Source organism: Flavobacterium erigeronis (assembly GCF_054075165.1).
Genome location: NZ_JBSKGP010000002.1, coordinates 434,104 through 453,543, shown reverse-complemented (window position 1 = coordinate 453,543; position 19,440 = coordinate 434,104). Strand labels below are relative to the sequence as shown.

The 19,440-nt window shown below is 34.1% G+C and carries 17 protein-coding genes; 4 read left to right on the top strand and 13 right to left on the bottom strand.

Features of this window, described 5'->3' with window-relative positions; translation table 11 throughout:
• Positions 1-31 precede the first annotated feature (31 nt).
• Positions 32-1,315 carry a BamA/TamA family outer membrane protein gene (locus tag ACWA1F_RS06020; RefSeq protein WP_456892433.1) on the bottom strand — a complete coding sequence of 428 codons (1,284 nt, stop codon included), beginning with the start codon at positions 1,313-1,315 and terminating at the stop codon, positions 32-34.
• A 144-nt stretch (positions 1,316-1,459) separates the two neighbouring features.
• A complete protein-coding gene (gene aspA, locus ACWA1F_RS06015) occupies positions 1,460-2,869 on the bottom strand; it encodes an aspartate ammonia-lyase (protein WP_456892431.1) in 1,410 nt (469 codons plus the stop codon).
• 156 nt (positions 2,870-3,025) lie between these two features.
• On the opposite strand from aspA, the gene ACWA1F_RS06010 reads away from it, so the two are divergent.
• The gene (locus ACWA1F_RS06010; protein ID WP_456892429.1) at positions 3,026-3,604 is read left to right on the top strand and encodes a pentapeptide repeat-containing protein; all 579 of its coding nucleotides are present in this window, start codon (positions 3,026-3,028) and stop codon (positions 3,602-3,604) included.
• A gap of 155 nt (positions 3,605-3,759) precedes the next feature.
• Here ACWA1F_RS06010 and ACWA1F_RS06005 read toward each other — a convergent pair whose 3' ends face one another.
• The 5 genes from ACWA1F_RS06005 to glyA all read right to left on the bottom strand — a co-directional run bounded on the left by ACWA1F_RS06005 (position 3,760) and on the right by glyA (position 8,136).
• Positions 3,760-4,281 (bottom strand): hypothetical protein, encoded by a 522-nt coding sequence (locus tag ACWA1F_RS06005; protein ID WP_456892427.1) that lies wholly within the window; start codon positions 4,279-4,281, stop codon positions 3,760-3,762.
• 66 nt (positions 4,282-4,347) lie between these two features.
• Entirely contained in the window at positions 4,348-4,845 is a 498-nt protein-coding gene (locus tag ACWA1F_RS06000) for a GNAT family N-acetyltransferase (RefSeq protein ID WP_456892426.1), read from the bottom strand.
• A gap of 1 nt (position 4,846) precedes the next feature.
• Positions 4,847-5,887 carry a GMP reductase gene (locus ACWA1F_RS05995; RefSeq protein WP_456892424.1) on the bottom strand — a complete coding sequence of 347 codons (1,041 nt, stop codon included), beginning with the start codon at positions 5,885-5,887 and terminating at the stop codon, positions 4,847-4,849.
• A gap of 262 nt (positions 5,888-6,149) precedes the next feature.
• Positions 6,150-6,743 carry a MiaE family protein gene (locus ACWA1F_RS05990; RefSeq protein WP_132079980.1) on the bottom strand — a complete coding sequence of 198 codons (594 nt, stop codon included), beginning with the start codon at positions 6,741-6,743 and terminating at the stop codon, positions 6,150-6,152.
• A 118-nt stretch (positions 6,744-6,861) separates the two neighbouring features.
• On the bottom strand, positions 6,862-8,136 hold the full coding sequence (glyA, locus tag ACWA1F_RS05985; protein WP_306157827.1) for a serine hydroxymethyltransferase: 1,275 nt from the start codon (positions 8,134-8,136) through the stop codon (positions 6,862-6,864).
• A 109-nt stretch (positions 8,137-8,245) separates the two neighbouring features.
• Here glyA and fahA point away from each other — a divergent pair, with 109 nt between their 5' ends.
• Positions 8,246-9,529, top strand: a complete 1,284-nt coding sequence (fahA, locus tag ACWA1F_RS05980; protein ID WP_306157825.1) for a fumarylacetoacetase — start codon at positions 8,246-8,248, stop codon at positions 9,527-9,529.
• A 109-nt stretch (positions 9,530-9,638) separates the two neighbouring features.
• On the opposite strand, the gene ACWA1F_RS05975 is transcribed toward fahA, so the two are convergent.
• Positions 9,639-10,823 carry an endonuclease/exonuclease/phosphatase family protein gene (locus tag ACWA1F_RS05975; RefSeq protein WP_456892421.1) on the bottom strand — a complete coding sequence of 395 codons (1,185 nt, stop codon included), beginning with the start codon at positions 10,821-10,823 and terminating at the stop codon, positions 9,639-9,641.
• Positions 10,824-11,220: 397 nt separating this feature from the next.
• The gene (locus tag ACWA1F_RS05970; RefSeq protein ID WP_456892419.1) at positions 11,221-12,261 is read right to left on the bottom strand and encodes an agmatine deiminase family protein; all 1,041 of its coding nucleotides are present in this window, start codon (positions 12,259-12,261) and stop codon (positions 11,221-11,223) included.
• A gap of 184 nt (positions 12,262-12,445) precedes the next feature.
• Here ACWA1F_RS05970 and ACWA1F_RS05965 point away from each other — a divergent pair, with 184 nt between their 5' ends.
• Both ACWA1F_RS05965 and ACWA1F_RS05960 read left to right on the top strand, forming a co-directional pair.
• Complete coding sequence (locus ACWA1F_RS05965; RefSeq protein ID WP_456892417.1) at positions 12,446-13,963, top strand: choice-of-anchor I family protein; 1,518 nt, start codon at positions 12,446-12,448, stop codon at positions 13,961-13,963.
• Positions 13,964-14,165: 202 nt separating this feature from the next.
• Positions 14,166-15,425: an OmpA family protein gene (locus ACWA1F_RS05960; RefSeq protein WP_306157817.1), complete on the top strand. Its 1,260-nt coding sequence runs from the start codon at positions 14,166-14,168 to the stop codon at positions 15,423-15,425.
• A gap of 309 nt (positions 15,426-15,734) precedes the next feature.
• Here the strand turns inward: ACWA1F_RS05960 and ACWA1F_RS05955 are convergent, their stop codons facing one another.
• The 4 genes from ACWA1F_RS05955 to ACWA1F_RS05940 form a co-directional block, all read right to left on the bottom strand.
• Positions 15,735-16,625, bottom strand: coding sequence for a carbon-nitrogen hydrolase (locus ACWA1F_RS05955; RefSeq protein ID WP_306157815.1), 891 nt, complete (start codon positions 16,623-16,625; stop codon positions 15,735-15,737).
• 80 nt (positions 16,626-16,705) lie between these two features.
• Positions 16,706-17,179, bottom strand: a complete 474-nt coding sequence (locus ACWA1F_RS05950; protein ID WP_456892414.1) for a DUF6169 family protein — start codon at positions 17,177-17,179, stop codon at positions 16,706-16,708.
• 292 nt (positions 17,180-17,471) lie between these two features.
• A complete protein-coding gene (locus tag ACWA1F_RS05945) occupies positions 17,472-17,882 on the bottom strand; it encodes a hypothetical protein (protein ID WP_456892412.1) in 411 nt (136 codons plus the stop codon).
• Between the two features lie 341 nt (positions 17,883-18,223).
• Positions 18,224-19,108, bottom strand: coding sequence for a DUF808 domain-containing protein (locus ACWA1F_RS05940; RefSeq protein WP_456892410.1), 885 nt, complete (start codon positions 19,106-19,108; stop codon positions 18,224-18,226).
• Positions 19,109-19,440 lie beyond the last annotated feature (332 nt).

Below are 19,440 nucleotides of genomic sequence, written 5' to 3'. Positions count from 1 at the left end.
AATTTCAAAAAGAAATCGAAAAGATAAAAAATTAGAAAGTTTCACCAGCATTCAGATAGAATCCTTTGGAGTTATTTCCCCACGCATAATCGAAAATCAGATTGGTTTTGGAAGCTTTATCAATCAAAAGCCTTAAACCAATTCCAGCGGCAGGCTGTATGGATTTGAAAAGTTTTAAATCAGTATCAGAATTGCTTGCCGTAACAAAATTGGTAAAAACCGTACCGCTCAGCAATTGATTGCAGGTAATTGGGAAACGAAATTCTGTAGACAAATAAATTAAACCATTTCCTCTAAACAATCCTTGCGTATACCCTTCTCCACTCCTGCTGCGCTGGTCCCAGCCAATTGCGGGAAGATTTAAATAAGGTACTTTTCCTCTCGTCACAAATTGTCCGTAAGTCCAAATGGCCAAAATATAACGGGGATTTTTAGGAGAAACAGGAATAAAGTTGCGGTATTCTGCAAACAGCACATTGCTATAATTCTGATTTTTAAACAAAACGGGATTAAATCTATAATTTATATTGGCATACCAGCCCTTAGAAGCATTAACCTGATTGTCTCTAGAATCGTGAACCAGATTCAAACTCACTCCTGTCAAATAATATTCTAGATTATCAAATCCATATTTTTGGCTGTAATTGTAATGATACGTGTAATTTCCGTTTGCGACATCCAATTCTTTGTCCTTTATACTCGAATACCAATCTATATTTACACCTCCGCCAACATAATAATTCTCCTTAACTTCGAAAGAAACCGTCTGATGAAATTTGAAATAATTATAATCCATATCCTGAGCAAGCGAATCTATGCTAAAACTAGGCGGGCGATCGCGTCTTGGCGGAATTATATCAGTTCCGAGTCCATAATTAGGCTGCGAGAATAGATACAATCTATAATCACCGCTTAAAAAGATTTTATTATTGTTAAGCAGAATATTGTTTTTGACATTTACCAGCCATTGATTTTTTACAGTGTAAGTAATTCCTATGTTGGCTATTGAATATTTGTCTTTTTCTTCTTTTCCTTTAAAAGTATACTGTGCCACCGCACCAAAAAAGAAACCGGTTGCTGGCTGAGAACCAATTGCAGGAATTAATAAAAAGAAATTGTTTTTTGTAGGTTTTACAACTAAAGCATCATCTTCTTTTTTAAAAAGATCAAATACTGTTTTGGTAGGGCAAATTTTTGAAGAATCAATTTCTGAATTTCTACTTTCTTGAGAAAATAAAGTAAAGGAAATAAGAAATACTAATCCTAAGATTTTATACTTGTACGGAACGGCATTATTTTCTGGAAAAATCACCATTTGCAAAGTTTTGTTTTTAGAAATAAGATTCAACTCATTGTAAATATAAACCTTATTTTCAACACCTTAAAAACAAAACTCAAATAATTTAACAAAAAAATCCGTCAAAATTATTTGACGGATTTCGTTTAAAATGTGTTTTTACTATTTGGTAATGAATTTTGGATGGATTAGATTTTCTAAAGAATAAATTTCATCCCATTTTTCTTGTGTGATTAATTTACGCTCTAAAACCGCGATCTGATGCACGCTTTTGTTTGTTTTTAAAGCTTCGCCCGCAATACTGGCACTTTCTTCATAACCAATAATCGGATTCAGTTGCGTTACAATTCCGATACTATTCATGACCATATTATAACAATGATCCACGTTTGCTGTGATGCCAACAATGCATTTGTCTATTAAAGTCTGAATGGCATTTGAAAGATAATCTAACGAAGTAAACATCGCAAAAGCAATAACTGGCTCCATTACATTTAATTGCAATTGTCCCGCTTCTGCCGCCATTGTAACCGTTAAATCTTGACCAATTACATAAAAACAAGTTTGGTTTACGACTTCTGGAATTACTGGATTTACTTTTCCTGGCATAATAGAAGATCCAGGCTGGCGCGGAGGAAGATTGATTTCATTTAAGCCAGTTCTTGGTCCAGAACTCAGCAATCTTAAATCGTTGCAGATTTTAGAAATCTTAACCGCAGAACGTTTCAAAGTTCCCATAATTTGAACGTAAGCTCCTGTATCGACCGTTGCTTCAATTAAATCTGGCGAAAGCGTCAACGGAATTCCAACCTCATCTGCCAAGTATTTTACGCAGATTTCTGGATAACCTTCTGGAGCATTAACTTTGGTTCCAATCGCTGTTGCTCCCATATTGATTTCAAGCAATAATTCCTGAGCATTTTTCAAACGCTGAATATCCTCGCCAATTGTGGTCGCATAAGCTTTAAATTCCTGTCCTAAAGTCATAGGAACCGCATCTTGCAATTGCGTTCTTCCCATTTTTAAGACATCTTTAAACTCTTCTCCTTTTTTAGCAAATGCAATTTCTAAACCGGCTAAAGTTTTAATAAAGCTTTCCATCTTTAAATATAAAGCAATTCTAAAAGCCGACGGATAAGCATCGTTTGTTGACTGAGAACAGTTTACATGGTTGTTTGGATGAAGGAATTGATATTCTCCTTTTTTGTGGCCTAAATATTCCAATCCGATGTTGGCGATTACTTCATTGGCATTCATGTTTACAGAAGTTCCAGCTCCGCCCTGAATTAAATCGCTCACAAATTCTTTATCAAATTTTCCTGCAATAACCTGATCGCTTCCGTAACAGATTGCTTCTGCAATTTTAGCATCAATCGCCTTGCAATCTTTGTTTGCCAAGGCTGCTGCCTTTTTTACATAACCCAAAGCTTTGATAAACAAAGGTTCTTTTGAAATCGGGATTCCTGTAATATTAAAGTTTTCAACGGCTCTAAAAGTTTGGATTCCGTAATATAAATGATTCGGAATGTCTAATTCTCCCAGAAAATCATGTTCTTTTCTTGTTGATTCCATATCGTGAAATTGATAAATTTTAGCTTAAAAAATAAGCGTAAAGCTACATTAAATTTATGCTAAAGTCACTACTATTTTTAAAATGATTTTGGATTTTCAATGAAAATTTTACAGCAAATTAGTACCTTTTCAGCCTCAAATAATTATCAAAAAGAGTTGAAAAAAGAAAGCGAATATTTTCTTGATAAAGAATACAATACGATTATTTACGGCAAAGATGATCTTAATTTTAAGGACTTCGAATGCTGCGTTTTTAATAATTGTAATTTTTCTGCCTGCACTTTTCTCGCTGTAACTTTTATCGACTGCACTTTTAATGATTGTATTTTCAGTGAAGCCAAAATTAATTATGTTGCTTTTAGAAGTGTCACTTTCTATAACTGTGAGATCAAAGAAGTAAATTTTGCCATGTGCGACAAATTGATTTTCGAGGTTCACTTTTACGATTGTATTTTAGACTTTTCGAAGTTTTATACTTTAAAACTAAAAGGAACTACTTTCAACAGCTGCAGTCTTATTGCCGTAGATTTTATGGCGGTAGATTTAACTAATGTTCTTTTCGACAATTGCGATTTGTATCGTGCAGAATTTTCTAAAGCAATTGCTAATAAAGCCAATTTCAGAACGAGCTTCAATTATACCATCGATCCATCAAAAACAAAATTGAAGAAAGCGATTTTTTCTTTAAAGGAGGTGAAAGGGTTGTTGTTTACGCATGATGTGATTGTGAGTTAATATCAATAAAAAAAGCCAGTATTAAAACTGGCTTTTTTTATATTTTTTTTGTAGTTTATCCTACTATTACATCTCTTTTCATCACAAATAATTTAAAATTATACTTACAATATTACAATCAATTTAAACAATAACCAAATCCAAATTGTTAAATATCATACAACATCTAAATCATCTCCTGATTTAAACTTTTTGGTTGTAATTACATCTCTTGAATAAAAATCTTTAACAAATATATTTGTAAAGCCAGATAAAGAATGTTTCGCAATTACTGTCAATCTAATATAAGACGACTCATCATTCCAATAGGTTTCTATATCTTCTACCGTATGAACTCTCATAGCATGAAGACTAGTAGGATCATCCTTTTTCTTAGCTGGAATATAAGAAACGAAATTATCTTTAAGTTTAATATCCTTCCCTTGAATATTCATTCCACCGACACCACCAACCTGCTTATAAAATGTAGGTTCAATTCGTACATCAAAAATTTCAGAGTTTGTTTTATTAATGAATTTAAAAAAGCAATTCGTTTGCCCTTCAAATGTAACTTTACTGATATAGGAAGAAATTTCGATATTAACCCTTTTTCTATTTAAAAAGTACATTAAAAATATATAGGAGGAAATAATTCCTGTAACAATGCTAATCAATACTCCTAAAAATAATTCTATCATAATAAAAATTAAAAAGCAAACTTACGAATTAACAAGCAAAAAAGAAAGATAAAACCTACAATACGATTATATTTTTTTCCCCATCACATAATCCTCCATCAAATACCCATTTCCAATTTCTATATCTATAGTTTCTTTAATTTCAAAACCTAGTTTTTTATAGAAATTCAAAGCGGTATTAAATCGATTTACATTTAATAAAAGTTCTGAAGAATTATTTTCTAAAGCCATTTTTCCAATTTCTTCAAAAACTATTTTGCCATAACCTTTTCCTTGCGTTTCTGGCAAAAGATAGATTTTATGGATTTTGGTTATCGCTTCACTTTTATAATTGTGTTCAATTCCTATAAAACCAATTACGGAATGAGTGTCTGAAATTAAATAGAATAATTGCTCTTTCTCCTGTATTTGTTTTGATAAAGCTTCGTCAGAATAAATGAGATCTAACATATATTCTAATTGTTCAGCAGTTAAAATTTCGCCATATGTAATTGGCCAAGTTATATGTGCAATCTCTTGAATTTTAGCAATATCATTAAGAGATGCTTCGGTAATTTGAATCATATTATTTTGTAAAAACTTGATTTTCTTGTTCGCTTACGCGGATGAAAGTTGTTCGTTTAGTGAGTTCTTTTAATCTTGAAGCTCCAACATAAGTACAAGTACTTCTTATTCCGCCTAAAATGTCTAAAACAGTGTGAATGACATCTCCTTTAAACGGAACCTGAACGGTTTTGCCTTCGCTCGCTCTATATTCTGCAACACCGCCTGCATGTTTGTCCATGGCAGTTTTAGAACTCATTCCGTAAAATTGTTTGAATTTTTCACCTTTTACTTCAATTAGTTCACCACCGCTTTCTGAATGTCCAGCAAGCATTCCTCCCAACATAACAAAATCGGCTCCAGCTCCAAAAGCTTTGGCAACGTCACCTGGTGTTGTACAGCCGCCATCGCTTATGATGTGTCCGCCCAAACCGTGTGCGGCATCAGCACATTCAATTATAGCCGATAATTGAGGATAACCAACGCCTGTTTTAACGCGAGTTGTACAAACAGAACCTGGACCAATTCCGACTTTTACAATATCGGCTCCAGCCAAAAGTAATTCCTCGGTCATTTCGCCAGTAACGACATTTCCGGCAATAATAATTTTGTCTGGATATTGTTTACGGGTTTTCTTTAAAAATTGGACAAAATGCTCCGAATAGCCGTTTGCCACATCAATACAAATAAATTTCAGTAGCGGATTTGCAGTAATGATTGTTCCAATCTTATCAAAATCTTCTTTTCCTGTTCCTGTGCTTACGGCGATATGATCGTAAAAATCAGGGCTTGCATCTTTTAGAAAATGATTCCATTCTTCTAAAGAGTAATGTTTATGAATGGCGGTAAAAAGCTTTTCTTTCGCCAAAACCTTCGCTATTTCAAAAGTTCCAACCGTATCCATATTGGCTGCCATAATCGGAATTCCTGTCCAATTTGAAGTGCTGTGCAAAAATTTGAAATTTTGTTCTAATGAAACTTCCGATCTGCTTTTAAGAGTCGATCTTTTTGGCCTAAACATGACATCTTTAAACCCTAATTTTAAATCCATTTCTATTCTCATAATTCGAGATTTTGGTTACTCTCAAATTTAGGAATTTATGATTTTAGATTTCAGATATTAGATTAACAAAAAGCTGAACTTTTGAACAATGCATCTAATTTATTTCACAGAGATGCACAGAGATTTCTCAGAGATACGCAAAGTTTTTAATAGCAACGGGGCTTCTCCCGAAGCTTCGGGACGCTCAGCCTGACAAAAATAAAACTGCAATTCATTCAAGAACAACTGACCACTAAAAACCTGAACACTGACCACTAAAAAACTATCCGTGTATCGTCTCTCCTTTTCCGTAGTTGGTAATGATAGATTCTTCAAATGCTAACCATTCTCTCCAACGTTTTTCTACATCGATTCCTGTTCCGTATTTTCTTGCGTAGGTTATAAAAGTGGTATAATGTCCTGCTTCGCTTTCCATTAATTCTCTGTAGAAAAGAGCTAATTCTTCGTCTTTAATGTTTTCTGAAAGCACTTTAAAACGTTCGCAGCTTCTGGCTTCAATCATCGCAGAAAATAAAAGTCTTTCTACAAGACCAGAAACACGGCTTCCGTCTCCGCTTTTTTTCATGTATTGATATAGTTCGTTTACGTAATCGTCTTTACGCTCACGTCCTAATTTTAATCCTCTTTTGATGATGATATTATGAACCTGCTCAAAATGGTCGATTTCTTCTTTGGCTAAAGCCAATAAATCTTTTACCAAATCCTGATGCTCAGAGTTGTTTGTGATAATTGTAATCGCGTTTGTTGCTGCTTTTTGTTCACACCAAGCGTGATCTGTCAGGATTTCTTCGATGTTTTTCTCCACAATATTTACCCATCTTGGGTCGGTTGGCAGTTGTAATCTTAATACGCCCATTTCTAAAAATTATGAGTTATGAATTAAAAATTATAAGTTTGAAAGCCTTAAAAGCAAAAGTCGAAAGCCAAAATAAGACTTTTGACTTTCGACTTTAAAAACTTTAAGACTTATTTTTTTAGTATTTGAAAATCGGTCTTTCGCTCATCATTTCGTTTACTTCAGCAGCAACTTCTTCGATAAGGTCTTCGTTTGTGTGATCAGACAGCACTTTATCAATTAAAGCAACGATAGTTTCCATATCTGCTTCAACTAAACCACGAGTTGTGATTGCAGCTGTCCCTACACGAATACCAGATGTGATAAATGGTGATTTATCGTCAAATGGAACCATGTTTTTATTTACTGTGATTTCTGCTTTTACTAATGCATTTTCAGCTTCTTTACCAGAAATATTTTTATTTCTTAAGTCAATAAGCATCATGTGGTTATCAGTTCCACCAGAAATGATTTTATATCCTCTTTTTACGAAAGCATCTGCCATTGCGTTTGCATTTTTCTGCAATTGCATAGCGTATGTAAAGAATTCGTCTTTTAATGCTTCACCAAAAGCAACTGCTTTAGCAGCAATAATGTGCATTAAAGGTCCACCTTGATTTCCAGGGAAAACAGCTAAATCCAATAAAGAAGACATCATTCTGATTTCTCCTTTTGGAGTTGTTAATCCTTGTGGATTTGGGAAATCTTTCCCCATTAAGATCAAACCTCCACGTGGTCCTCTTAATGTTTTATGCGTTGTTGTAGAAACGATATGACAATGTGGAATTGGGTCATTCATTAATCCTTTTGCGATAAGACCAGCTGGGTGAGAAATATCAGCAAATAAGATTGCTCCTACACTATCTGCAATTTGTCTGAAACGAGCAAAATCCATATCTCGAGAATAAGCCGAAGCTCCAGCGATAATTAATTTTGGCTGTTCTTTTGTTGCAATTTCTTGAATTTTATCATAATCTAAACGACCAGTTTCAGCATCTACACCGTAGAAAACTGGACGGTATAAACGGCCTGAAAAGTTTACAGGGGAACCGTGAGTCAAGTGACCACCGTGAGATAAATCGAAACCTAAAATCGTATCACCAGGGTTTAAACAAGCGTGGTACACAGAAGTGTTTGCTTGAGAACCTGAGTGAGGCTGTACGTTTGCATATTCAGCGCCAAACAATTCTTTAGCTCTGTCAATAGCAATCTGCTCAATAACGTCAACTACTTCGCAGCCTCCGTAATATCTTTTGCCTGGATAACCCTCAGCATATTTATTCGTTAAAACAGACCCTGCTGCTGCCATTACTTCATCACTTACAAAATTCTCTGAAGCGATAAGCTCTAGTCCGTGAATTTGTCTTTCTTTCTCCTCTTGGATAAGATCAAAAATTTGTTCGTCGCGTTGCATTTTTTTGTTTTTCGTTAATTTCACGCAAAAATACAAAAAAACGTTTGTCAAACTGCTAGATTATGATATATTTGACATGTAATTTTTCAACAAATAATTAACATTAAACATGCCAATAACCGCCAACGATACCAGTAGAAAATCATGGTTAGAAGTGCCAGAAAATAGCGACTTCCCTATTCAGAATATTCCTTTCGGCGTGTTTCTTACCAAAGAAAATGTCGTTACAGTAGGAACGCGTATTGGCGATTATGCCATAGATTTAGGGGCTTTACAGCAATTAAACTATTTTGAAGGGATAGAATTAACCGATGATATGTTTATGCAGGATACGCTAAATGATTTTATTTCTGACGGAAAAAAAACATGGCGTTTGGTTCGAAATCGTATCGCTGAGATTTTCGACGAGACTAACCCGCAGTTAAGAGATTCAACAAAACACCGAGATATTGTTATATTTAAAATTGAAGATGTAGAGATGCAACTTCCTGTTTTAATTGGCGATTATACCGACTTTTATTCGAGCAGAGAGCACGCTACAAACGTAGGCAAAATGTTCCGCGATCCAGATAATGCCTTATTACCAAACTGGTTACACATTCCGGTTGGATACCACGGAAGAAGCTCAACGATTGTACCTTCTGGAATTCCGGTGCACCGACCAATGGGACAAACTTTGCCTGCTGGACATGACACACCTGTTTTTGGAGCTTCTCGATTAGTTGATTTCGAATTGGAAACTGCTTTTATTACTACAGATGTAAATGTAATGGGCGAAAATATTTCTACTTACGAAGCTGAAGATTATATTTTCGGAATGGTTTTGCTAAATGACTGGAGCGCGCGTGATATTCAGAAATGGGAATATGTGCCGCTTGGACCATTCTTAGCTAAAAACTTTGCCACTTCAATTTCACCGTGGATTGTTACGATGGATGCTTTGGAACCTTTTAGAACTAAAGGTCCTAAACAAGATCCGACTCCACTTCCATATTTGCAGACAAAAGGGAAAAAAGCTTTTGATATTCATCTGGAAGTTTCTCTTAAGCCTGAAGATCAAGAAGAAACAGTTATTTCAAGATCAAATTTCAAGTATCTATACTGGTCAATGAGTCAGCAATTGGCACACCATACTTCAAACGGATGCCGTGTAAATTCTGGTGACATGATGGGTTCTGGAACTATTTCTGGTCCAACTCCTGATAGTTTTGGTTCTATGCTAGAATTAACTTGGGGCGGAAAAAACCCATTAAAGTTAAATAGCGGAGAAGAACGTAAATTTATTGAAGATAATGATACGGTTATTATTCGCGGTTTCTGCGAAAATGCAGAAGTTAGAATTGGTTTTGGTGAAGTTGCTAGCCAACTTTTACCTCCTTTTACCAGACAATGAAGAGCAGATAATAAATCTGAAGAAATATAAAAAAAATAAAACCTTGGCGATCACCAAGGTTTTTTTATGCTATATTTTTAAATCTATCAAAATTTAAAGGAAAAGTTATTTATTCCAAAACTACCTTTACCCAAACTAAACGATGATCTGAACTTGATTCCCGTTTTTCAACTAATTGCGACATTGGCTCGCCTTTTGCGGGCCAGAATACACCACTACTGACAAATTTAAAACCAAGTCTAGATGGTAATACATAATCAGCTCGCATTTTCCAAAAAGCCGTATGATTAATTCCAAAAGGGTTTTCGGGACTAAATTCGGCACCACCTTTACTAGCAGGCATAAAATCGTTATTGATTTTCGGATTTTCTATTAAAGACTTTATTCCTTCTCTAATAGCGTCTCCTTCAACTGGTGATGCGTTTTGATCTCCCAAAATAACAAATTGAGAATTTGGAGACAAACCACCTTTTGAGCTTTTATCATCGTAAATATATGAAGCCGAATTATCTGAAATATAATCTTTCCAGAATCTGATTTCATCATGATTTCTTTTTCCGTGGCGATCTTCAGCACCATCAAAAGTAGGAGGAGTCGGATGACTGGCTAAAACATGAACTGTTTTGTTACCAATCTGTACAGGAACATCCCAATGAGATTTTGAAGACAATGGAAATTCTTTCCAGGCTTTCTTGCTATACCAATCTGATCCTTCTGCTTTTTTGGTAAGCAATGCGCCTGGCATATCTTTCCATTTAAAATGCTGAAAAGTACGGACCGAGTTAACATCAATCGGATATTTAGATAAAAGCATCATTCCATATTGTCCAGGATACATACCAAATCCCCATGCATCATTTCCAAAATTACTCAACTTTCCATCATTATTCAAATCGTAAGGACTCGGCTGGCCAGTATTCACTGTTGAATAATAGTAATATGGATAATCGATGGCTTCTGCTCCACCCTGACTAACGTTCAAATAATTTTTAATAAATGCCTTTACACCTTGTTCAGGATCTTTAATGTAATCAAATTCATTTAGCAGAATAACGTCTGGCCGAACAGTCTGAATAATCTGGGCAATATTTCTGATTTGAGCATTGTGCCCTGATTTAAGCTGATCAATCAATATCAGCTCCGATTTTCCCATTGCGCCTTTGGGAGAATAGTTATCAGATTCCATACTTACATTGTAGGTTGCAAATGTAAGTTCAACTTTTTCTTGCGAATCAGATTGTGAAAAAAGAACTCCGGAAGAAAGCACGGAAAGGATAAAAAATATTTTCTTCATATAAAATTTAAATCTGCATTTCTGCATTATTGAACATACGAATATAAGGAGGTTGTAGAGAAACACGACAAATCCCACTGTTAAATATACAACAAAAAAAAGCTGCCATACTTTAATATCACACGAAACCCGACAGGTTTTTAAAAACTTGTCGGGTTTAATTGCTATATATATTTAAAATTTAAATTTGCTAGACTACACTTTGCGGGCTCCGACTTCGCTCAGCCTTACAGACGCAAAAAAACTATCCAATAAAATTTGCGCTAATTTGTGTAATTTGTGGTAAAAACCATCCAAGAAAAATTTGTGCAATTCGTGTAATTCGTGGCAGAAAAACTACCGCATAGGCTACCGAAACTTTGCAACTTTGTGCCTTTGTGCCTTTGCAGCAAAAAAACTAAGCAGGAATCTGCTGACTTAAACAATGTAAAGTCCCGAATCCCCAGATGAAATCGATACAGCTAATACCGATTACTTCGCGGTCAGGGAAACATTCTGCTAAGATATTTAATGCAACTCTGTCGTTACTATCATTGAAAGTTGGCACTAAAACACAATTATTTAAAATCAAGAAATTAGCATAACTCGCCGGCAAACGTAAATCTTCAAAATCAACACGTTTTGGCATTGGCAACGCTACAATTACAGGAGATTTACCGTTTTCTAATTTTGCATTTTGCAGACGTTTCAAATTATCTTGCAACGGTTTGTAGTTCGAATCGTTTTTGTCTGTTTCTACAATCGTTACAATTGTATCTTCATTTACAAATCGGCATAAATCGTCGATATGACCGTGCGTATCGTCACCTTCAATTCCGTCTCCGAGCCAAATTACGTTTGTAACTCCAAGATATTCTTTAAAAACAGCTTCGTAATCTTCTTTCGTAAAACCAGCATTTCTAACTTGAATTGTCGGATGCATCAAACATTCTTCAGAAGTAAGCAAAGTTCCTTTTCCGTTTACATCAATCGCTCCACCTTCTACAATTACTGGTTTTCCTTTGTACATAACTTGAGTTAGTGGCACATCAATAAAATCTGCAACTTTACCCGGAACGAATTTATCCAACTGATAGTTTTTATATTTTGCCCATCCGTTGAAATTGAAATTTAAAGCTTCTCTTTTAGAACCATTTTTTACAATAATAGGTCCAGAATCACGCATCCAGCTTCTATTGGTTTTATGTATAATGTAAGAAACGTTTTTAATGTTTACTCGAGCTCTTTCAAACATATCGGCTACTTTCTCTTTCAGTTTTTCATCGGCAACGACCAAAAAAACAGTTTCAAAAGTGGCTACTTTTTTTATAAATTCTACAAAAGCCCATTGAACAGCTTCGTATTTTCCTGGCCAATCGTTGCCATTATGCGGAAAACACAATACAATTCCTTGCTGTTTTTCCCATTCTGCTGGAAATCTTCTATTATTTGTTGACATAAATAGGTTCTAATTTAGAAAGTGCAAAGATAAGCATTCGTTAGGATTTTAAAACATTTATATCAAATTCGATAATAATTTCACAAAAAATATCCTGCAAAAATTAAGTTAAAGATTAAATAATACATCCTTAATATTTAACAGAAAGCTCAGAATTACTTTTGCCAAAACTAAAAACTAACACATGAAAAAATTATCGATCTCATTATTAGCTGCTCTTTCTATATTGGCAAGCTGTAACAATGATGAAAATTCTAACAACGAACCTGAAGTTCTTGTAAATGAAAATCCTGGAACTTTTAAAGAAATTGGTTCTATTACAATTGGCGGAGAAGCTGCGGCTGAAATTTCTGCTTACTGCGAAAAAACAAAAAGACTGTTTACAGTTAACAACAGCGGTGTAAATCAAATCGACGTTATTGATATTGCTGATCCGACAAAACCTCTAAAAATAGGACAAATCAATTTAGCTACATACGAAGGTGCTGCAAACAGTGTTTCTGTTTTTGACGGAAAATTGGCTGTTGCTTTAGAATCGACTACAAACAAACAAGCAAACGGTAAAGTTGTTGTTTTCAATACTTCAGATTACAGCTTAATCAAACAAGTTACAGTTGGTGCGCTTCCTGATATGATTACTTATTCTCCAGACGGAAAATTTATCATGACTGCTAATGAAGGCGAACCAAACACGGATTACTCTCAAGATCCAAACGGAACTGTATCTATTATAGAAACTGGTTCTTATACTGTAACTACCTTAGACTTCGCTTCTTTCAGCGGACAAGCTGCTACATTAATAAAAGACGGATTCAGAGTTTCTAAAGTTGCTAAAAGCTTTGCTCAGGATATTGAACCAGAATACATTACTATTTCTGACGATTCTAAAACTGCTTGGGTAACTTTACAGGAAAATAATGGTGTTGCAAAAGTTGATTTAACTTCTAAAACGATTACTGCAATTTATCCTTTAGGTTTAAAAGACTACAATACTGCAGAAAATGCAATTGATGTAAGTGATAGCGACGATAAAGTTGCTTTTAATCCATGGAAAGTAAAAGGTCTTTACATGCCAGATGCAATTAGCCATTTTACAGTAAATAACACTCCATATTTTGTAACTGCTAATGAAGGCGATGCTAGAGAGTATACTGCTAATACTGATATTAAGCGTATGAAAAGCTTAAAACTTGATGCTACAGTTTTCCCTGATGCCGCTACTTTAAAATTAGATGCAAACTTAGGAAGATTGAATCTTGTTGCCGATATGGGGGATACTGACGGAGATGGAGATTTGGACGAAATGGTAAGTTTTGGAGCTCGTTCTTTCTCAATCTGGAATGGAAATACAGGAAAAATTGTTTACGACAGTAAAAATGATGTTGATAAAAAAACGTATGAATTAGGAACTTACGACGATAAGAGAAGTGATGATAAAGGTTCTGAGCCAGAAGCTGTAGTTGCAGCTAAAATGGGGAATCAAAACATTTTGTTTGTTGGTTTAGAAAGATCTGATGCATTTATGGTATATGATGCAACAAATCCAACTTCGCCACAATATTTACAAACTGTAAAAACAGGAGATGCTCCAGAAGGGATTCTTTTTATTCCAGCTTCAAAAAGTCCAACAAAAAGAAGCCTGCTTGTAGTGAGCAGCGAAGGAGACGGATCTGTTAAAATTTATCAGCCAGATTTGAAATAATATATTTTTTTTAGGATAGCAAAAAGGACAAAATGTGAATTTTGTCCTTTTTTTATGCTTTCTATTAGACTTATTTTAACGGATTTACATAATTAAAAGCCAAAAGATGGAAATTATGTAAGAGTATATACAACACTTTCTAAAATTCGACGGCTAATTTTGTTTCAGAGTTTAAAATAAAAACAATTTAATTTTTGATATCATGAAAAAGAAATTAGTATCAGTATCCTTATTATTACTATCATTTGCGGCAGGCGCTCAAAATATGGCTACCACTTCTACCAAACCAAGTGTAGATCAAGAATTCAACAAATGGTCGATCGAACTTAATGGTGGTGTTAACAAACCAACCAGAACAATGACTCCAGGTTATACAACAGAATCATTAAACTTTTTCCACGGAGATTTGGGTGTACGATATATGTTTAGTCCAAAGTTTGGGGTGAAATTAGATGTTGGTTACGACCAATTTAAAGAGAAAAAAGACACTCCAGATTTTGAAAGCCGTTATGTGAGAGCAAGTTTACAAGGGGTCATCAATGTTGGACGTGCTTTAAATTTTGAAACTTGGACAAACACAATTGGTCTTTTGGCGCATGGTGGTTTTGGGGTTTCGCAAATTAGTACTGAAACAGGATTTGGAGGACAGGATTACATGGCACACGGTATTGCTGGTTTAACTGGACAAATCAGATTAAGCAATAGAGTTGCTTTAACAGGAGATCTTACCGGAATTGTTAACGGAAGACAAAACTGGAACTTTGACGGAATGGGTAACACTAGTACAGGTGCTTTTGACGGTGTTCTTTTAAATGCTTCTGTTGGTTTAACATTCTACTTAGGTAAAAATGAAAAACATGCTGACTGGGTTGGCGAAGAAGATAGAATTAGCGAATTGGAACAAAGAGTGGACTTAATCGAAACTGGTCTTTTGGATACAGACAAAGATGGAGTTGCTGATTTGTACGATTTAGAACCAAATTCTATTGCAGGTGTTGCGGTTAACACAAAAGGACAATCTATTGACACGAATCAAAATGGTGTGCCAGATGAGTTAGAAAGCTACTTAGACAAAACTTACGAAAAGAAAGGTGCTGGAACAGCTACAAACAATACTGTTGAGGAATTAATCAACGGAGGTTATGTAAATGTTTACTTCGACTTCAATTCGTCTAAACCTACAAACGCATCTTTATCAGGAGTAGATTTCTTAGTGAAATACTTGAAAAACAATCCAGGAAAATCTGCTGACATTATTGGTTATGCTGACGAAATTGGAAACACAAACTACAACACTGAGTTATCTAGAAAAAGAGCTGAAGCTGTGAAAAAAGTAGCTGTAAATGCAGGAATTGATGCATCAAGATTGAATGTAATTGCTAACGGAGAAGATACTTCTGTTAACAAAAATTCTAAAGAGGCACGTCAGATCGTGAGAAGAGTTACTTTCCAAGTGAAGTAATTGACATATAAAGCTAAAAACAAGAAAGGGAGCTGTTTCATTTGAGACAGCTCTTTTTTGTTATAAAAAATATACAAAAGCTCCAGCGGAGCAAAATATTTATAGAATTTAAATAGAAAAAAATGAAAAAAGCTCCAGCGGAGCGACATGTATTAGATTGAAAAAAGACATTTCGCTCCGCTGGAGCTTTCTTGCAAACTTTATTATTTGCTATAAATATTTCGCTTCTCCGAAGCTTACAAAAGATGCACAAAATTAAAAAGGACAAAATTTGCATTTTGTCCTTTTTTATGTTTCAAATAAATCTAATTATTTATCGATTGCTCTTTTTGTAATATCTCCAAAAGCATCAATTCTTCTGTCTCTGAAGAACGGCCAGTTTTGACGAACATTTTCTTGTAAATCTAAATCAACTTCAGCAATTAAGATTTCTTCTTTATCATGAGAAGCTTGAGCTAAGATTTCTCCTTGTGGTCCAGCGATGAAAGAGGCACCCCAGAATTGAATACCTTCTGTTCCGTCGATATATTTTTCAAGACCGATTCTGTTTGCTGCTGCTACAAAAACTCCGTTTGCTACTGCGTGACCTTTCATTACGTTCATCCAAGCCCCATACTGATTTTCTCCGTATTGCTCTTTTTCTTTAGGATGCCAACCAATTGCTGTTGGATAGAATAAAACCTCAGCACCTTTAAGCGCTGTAATACGAGCTGCTTCTGGGTACCACTGATCCCAGCAGATCAAAGTTCCAACAGTTCCTTTTTTAGTTTCGATTGCTTGAAAACCTAAATCACCTGGAGTAAAATAGAATTTCTCATAGAAATGCGGATCGTCTGGAATATGCATTTTACGGTATAAACCAGCCTCAGTTCCATCAGTGTCAATAATGTAAGCACTGTTATGGTAGATTCCAGCCATTCTTTTCTCGAAGAAAGGAACAATAATTACTACTCCTAATTCTTTTGCCAATTCGCTGAATGCGATAAATGAAGTGCTGTAAAGCGGTTCTGCTAATGCAAAATTATCTACATCTTCGCTTTGGCAGAAATAATGACTGCTATATAATTCAGGCAATAAGATAACTTCAGCACCTTGACTTGCAGCATCTCTTACCCAGCTGATACATTTTTTAAGATTATTTTCGGCAACATCATTCAGATTTAACTGAATAACCGATACTTTATACTTTCTTTTCGCCATGACATAAAATTTAGAGTGCAAAAATAGTAAATTTTAGAGGAACGACAAAGTTTACAGATCTCACCAATATTAATTAAAGATCATTTTAAATTTGAAAACTCTTCCAATTGAATATTAACTTTTTCTATAACATTTTCAATTTCATAAAACTGCCGTTTAAAAATAAAACTCAAGTGATATTTTGTATTTTCTTCTTCCACAGAATATTCGAAATTAACTTTAGAATACGTTAGATTTGAGGCATTTTTATACCATTTATCAAAAAGTTTTTTTCTAAAATCCTGTCTAAAATCTACACTATCACAAACATAGTTTAAAATGATATCGGGATTATTTTGAAAGTAATCATCTATGATTGCGGCTATTGTAATTTCGACAAAAGAATCTGTAAAAAACTTTTGATTGTTGGACTCATAAAAGTCAATAGAATATAATTTTTCAAAGAAAAAATTATCTAAATCCATTTTCCTAAAACTTACAACATACTGTAAACCGTATTTTGTTGTAAAATAAAAAAGAGGGTGTAAACCCTCTTCTGAAATATATGTATACATAAAGAAATTCTATTTTTTCTTTAATCTTTCTAAAACTTCTTTTCGATGTTCTTCTTTTAAATCAACCAATTTCTTCAAAACAGAAACTGTCTTAGAATTTGGTTTTATGATTATTGTTTTTTCCATGATTGTTTTCGAATTGTATGCAAATGTAAGAAAAAACAAACCTGTTTCCAAAATAGTAATTAAATAACATTTTTTGCTTTTAGAAAAAAACCATTTCACATCAACTTAAATAGTAAGTCTCAGCAAAATGGCTTTTCAACCTAAATAAACTCAACCAAATTTTTTATTATTCAATCACTACTTTTTGAGTAAGGAATTCTTTTTCTGATTTTTTGAATTTGATTTCAAAAGTTCCTTTTGTTGCAGATTTAAATTTGTAAACTGTTTTTTGTGGTTCTGGCACTTGTTGTGTGCAAACTTCAGATGGGTATTTTGCAAGTACTTCTAATCCTTTTACGTCTCCAATTGTAACTTCTGAGATTTTATCAAATTCTGCACAAGCGTTATCTACCACATACGTTACATCGTAGCTTAATTCTTCATTTACTTTTCCTGTTGCTGGTCCTTTAATTTCGGTTACTAAAGCAGCTTTAGAAGTTGGAGCTGGTGCTTGAACTTCATCGTCGTTACTGCATGATGCAAATGAAATTGATAAAAATAATACTACTAAACTTGATTTTAAGCTAAAACTTTTCATATAAAATAATAATTAATTGTTAATTACTATGAAGATGTCTATTAGTTGCAATGGTTGCTTTAAACAAAATGTTAAAAATTTCAGCAAGGAATTAAATAACTAAAAATCAAGTTTTTATTCATTAAAAAAAATATACATTTCAACCTTTATTTCTTGAAAAAATAGAAATTTCATGTCTAGCCCCGATAGAAACGGCATCCTTTTTTGATTCCGATAACTATCGGAACCAAAAAAGATATAGCGGATAGCGGGACTGCACTTGAACTGAAAATGTTATTTTTGCTCCAAAAAAAAACACCAGCCTTTCGACTGATGTTCTTGTATATTTTATGTGGATTAGATTAAACCGTTTTCTTTTTGAAAATCTTTTTTACTAAGTTAACAACCAAAAGAACCGCAAATCCTAAAACCAATCCTACTACAAATTCTTTAATAATCGCAGGCATTTTGATTTCTTCTGACAAATGATGGAAATATGGTATGTAGTGTACAAAAATCCCTCCTGCAACCAAAAGTAAAGCAATTGTCCCAATTACAGTCAAACCTTTAATTACCAAAGGAAGCGCCTTTACCAAAACACTACCTATCATAGCAGAAAAGCTTTTTTCATTCTTGCTGAATTTAATAAGCTTGTAACCTGCTTCATCCATTCTCACAATAAGAGCAACAATACCGTAAACACCAATTGTAGCTATTAAAGCAATAATAGATGTTACAATGATTTGCTGTGTTAGAGGCTCTTCTATAACGGTTCCTAAAGCGATAATTACAATTTCGACAGAAAGGATAAAATCGGTTATGATAGCAGATTTTATCTTTGTTTTTTCAACTGCTAAAATTTGTTCTTCAGTTAGAGTTTCTTCTGTAATACCTTCTGATTCTTCATGTTTGTGAGGAACAATAAACTCATACACTTTTTCTGCTCCTTCGTATGCTAAAAATAATCCGCCAAGAACCAAGATCACAATAATTGCAACCGGAAGAAAAGCACTTAATAGAAATGCAATAGGAAGAATTATAATTTTGTTAAGCAAAGAGCCTTTACTAATTGCCCAAAGAACAGGAAGCTCTCTTGATGATGCGAATCCTGAAGCTTTTTCAGCATTTACAGCTAAATCATCGCCTAGGATTCCAGCTGTTTTTTTTGCTGCAATTTTACTCATTACTGCAACATCATCCATAATTGCTGCGATATCATCTAATAGAACGAAAAAACCTGAAGCCATCTTTTAATTTGTTATTTTTTTAGTGACGCGAATCTATACATTTTGTTTGAATCTTCCCAAAAATATCACATCAAAAATTTATGATTTTTATTCCTAATTTTCTGTAATGGTTTCTTAACTGCATTGCCCTAAAAGAACCCATAAAATAATGAAAACTATAATTGTTCCGAAACAGCCTCCACCTAACTTTTTAGCTCCATATCCTGCCAATAAACCTCTAAATATATTGTTCATGATTTTTAATTTTTAATTAATAATTTGCTGATTTTTATGAATTTAAAATTGGTTCTTTTTTGATGATATCTTGTTATATGAATTGGATAAAAAGTTTC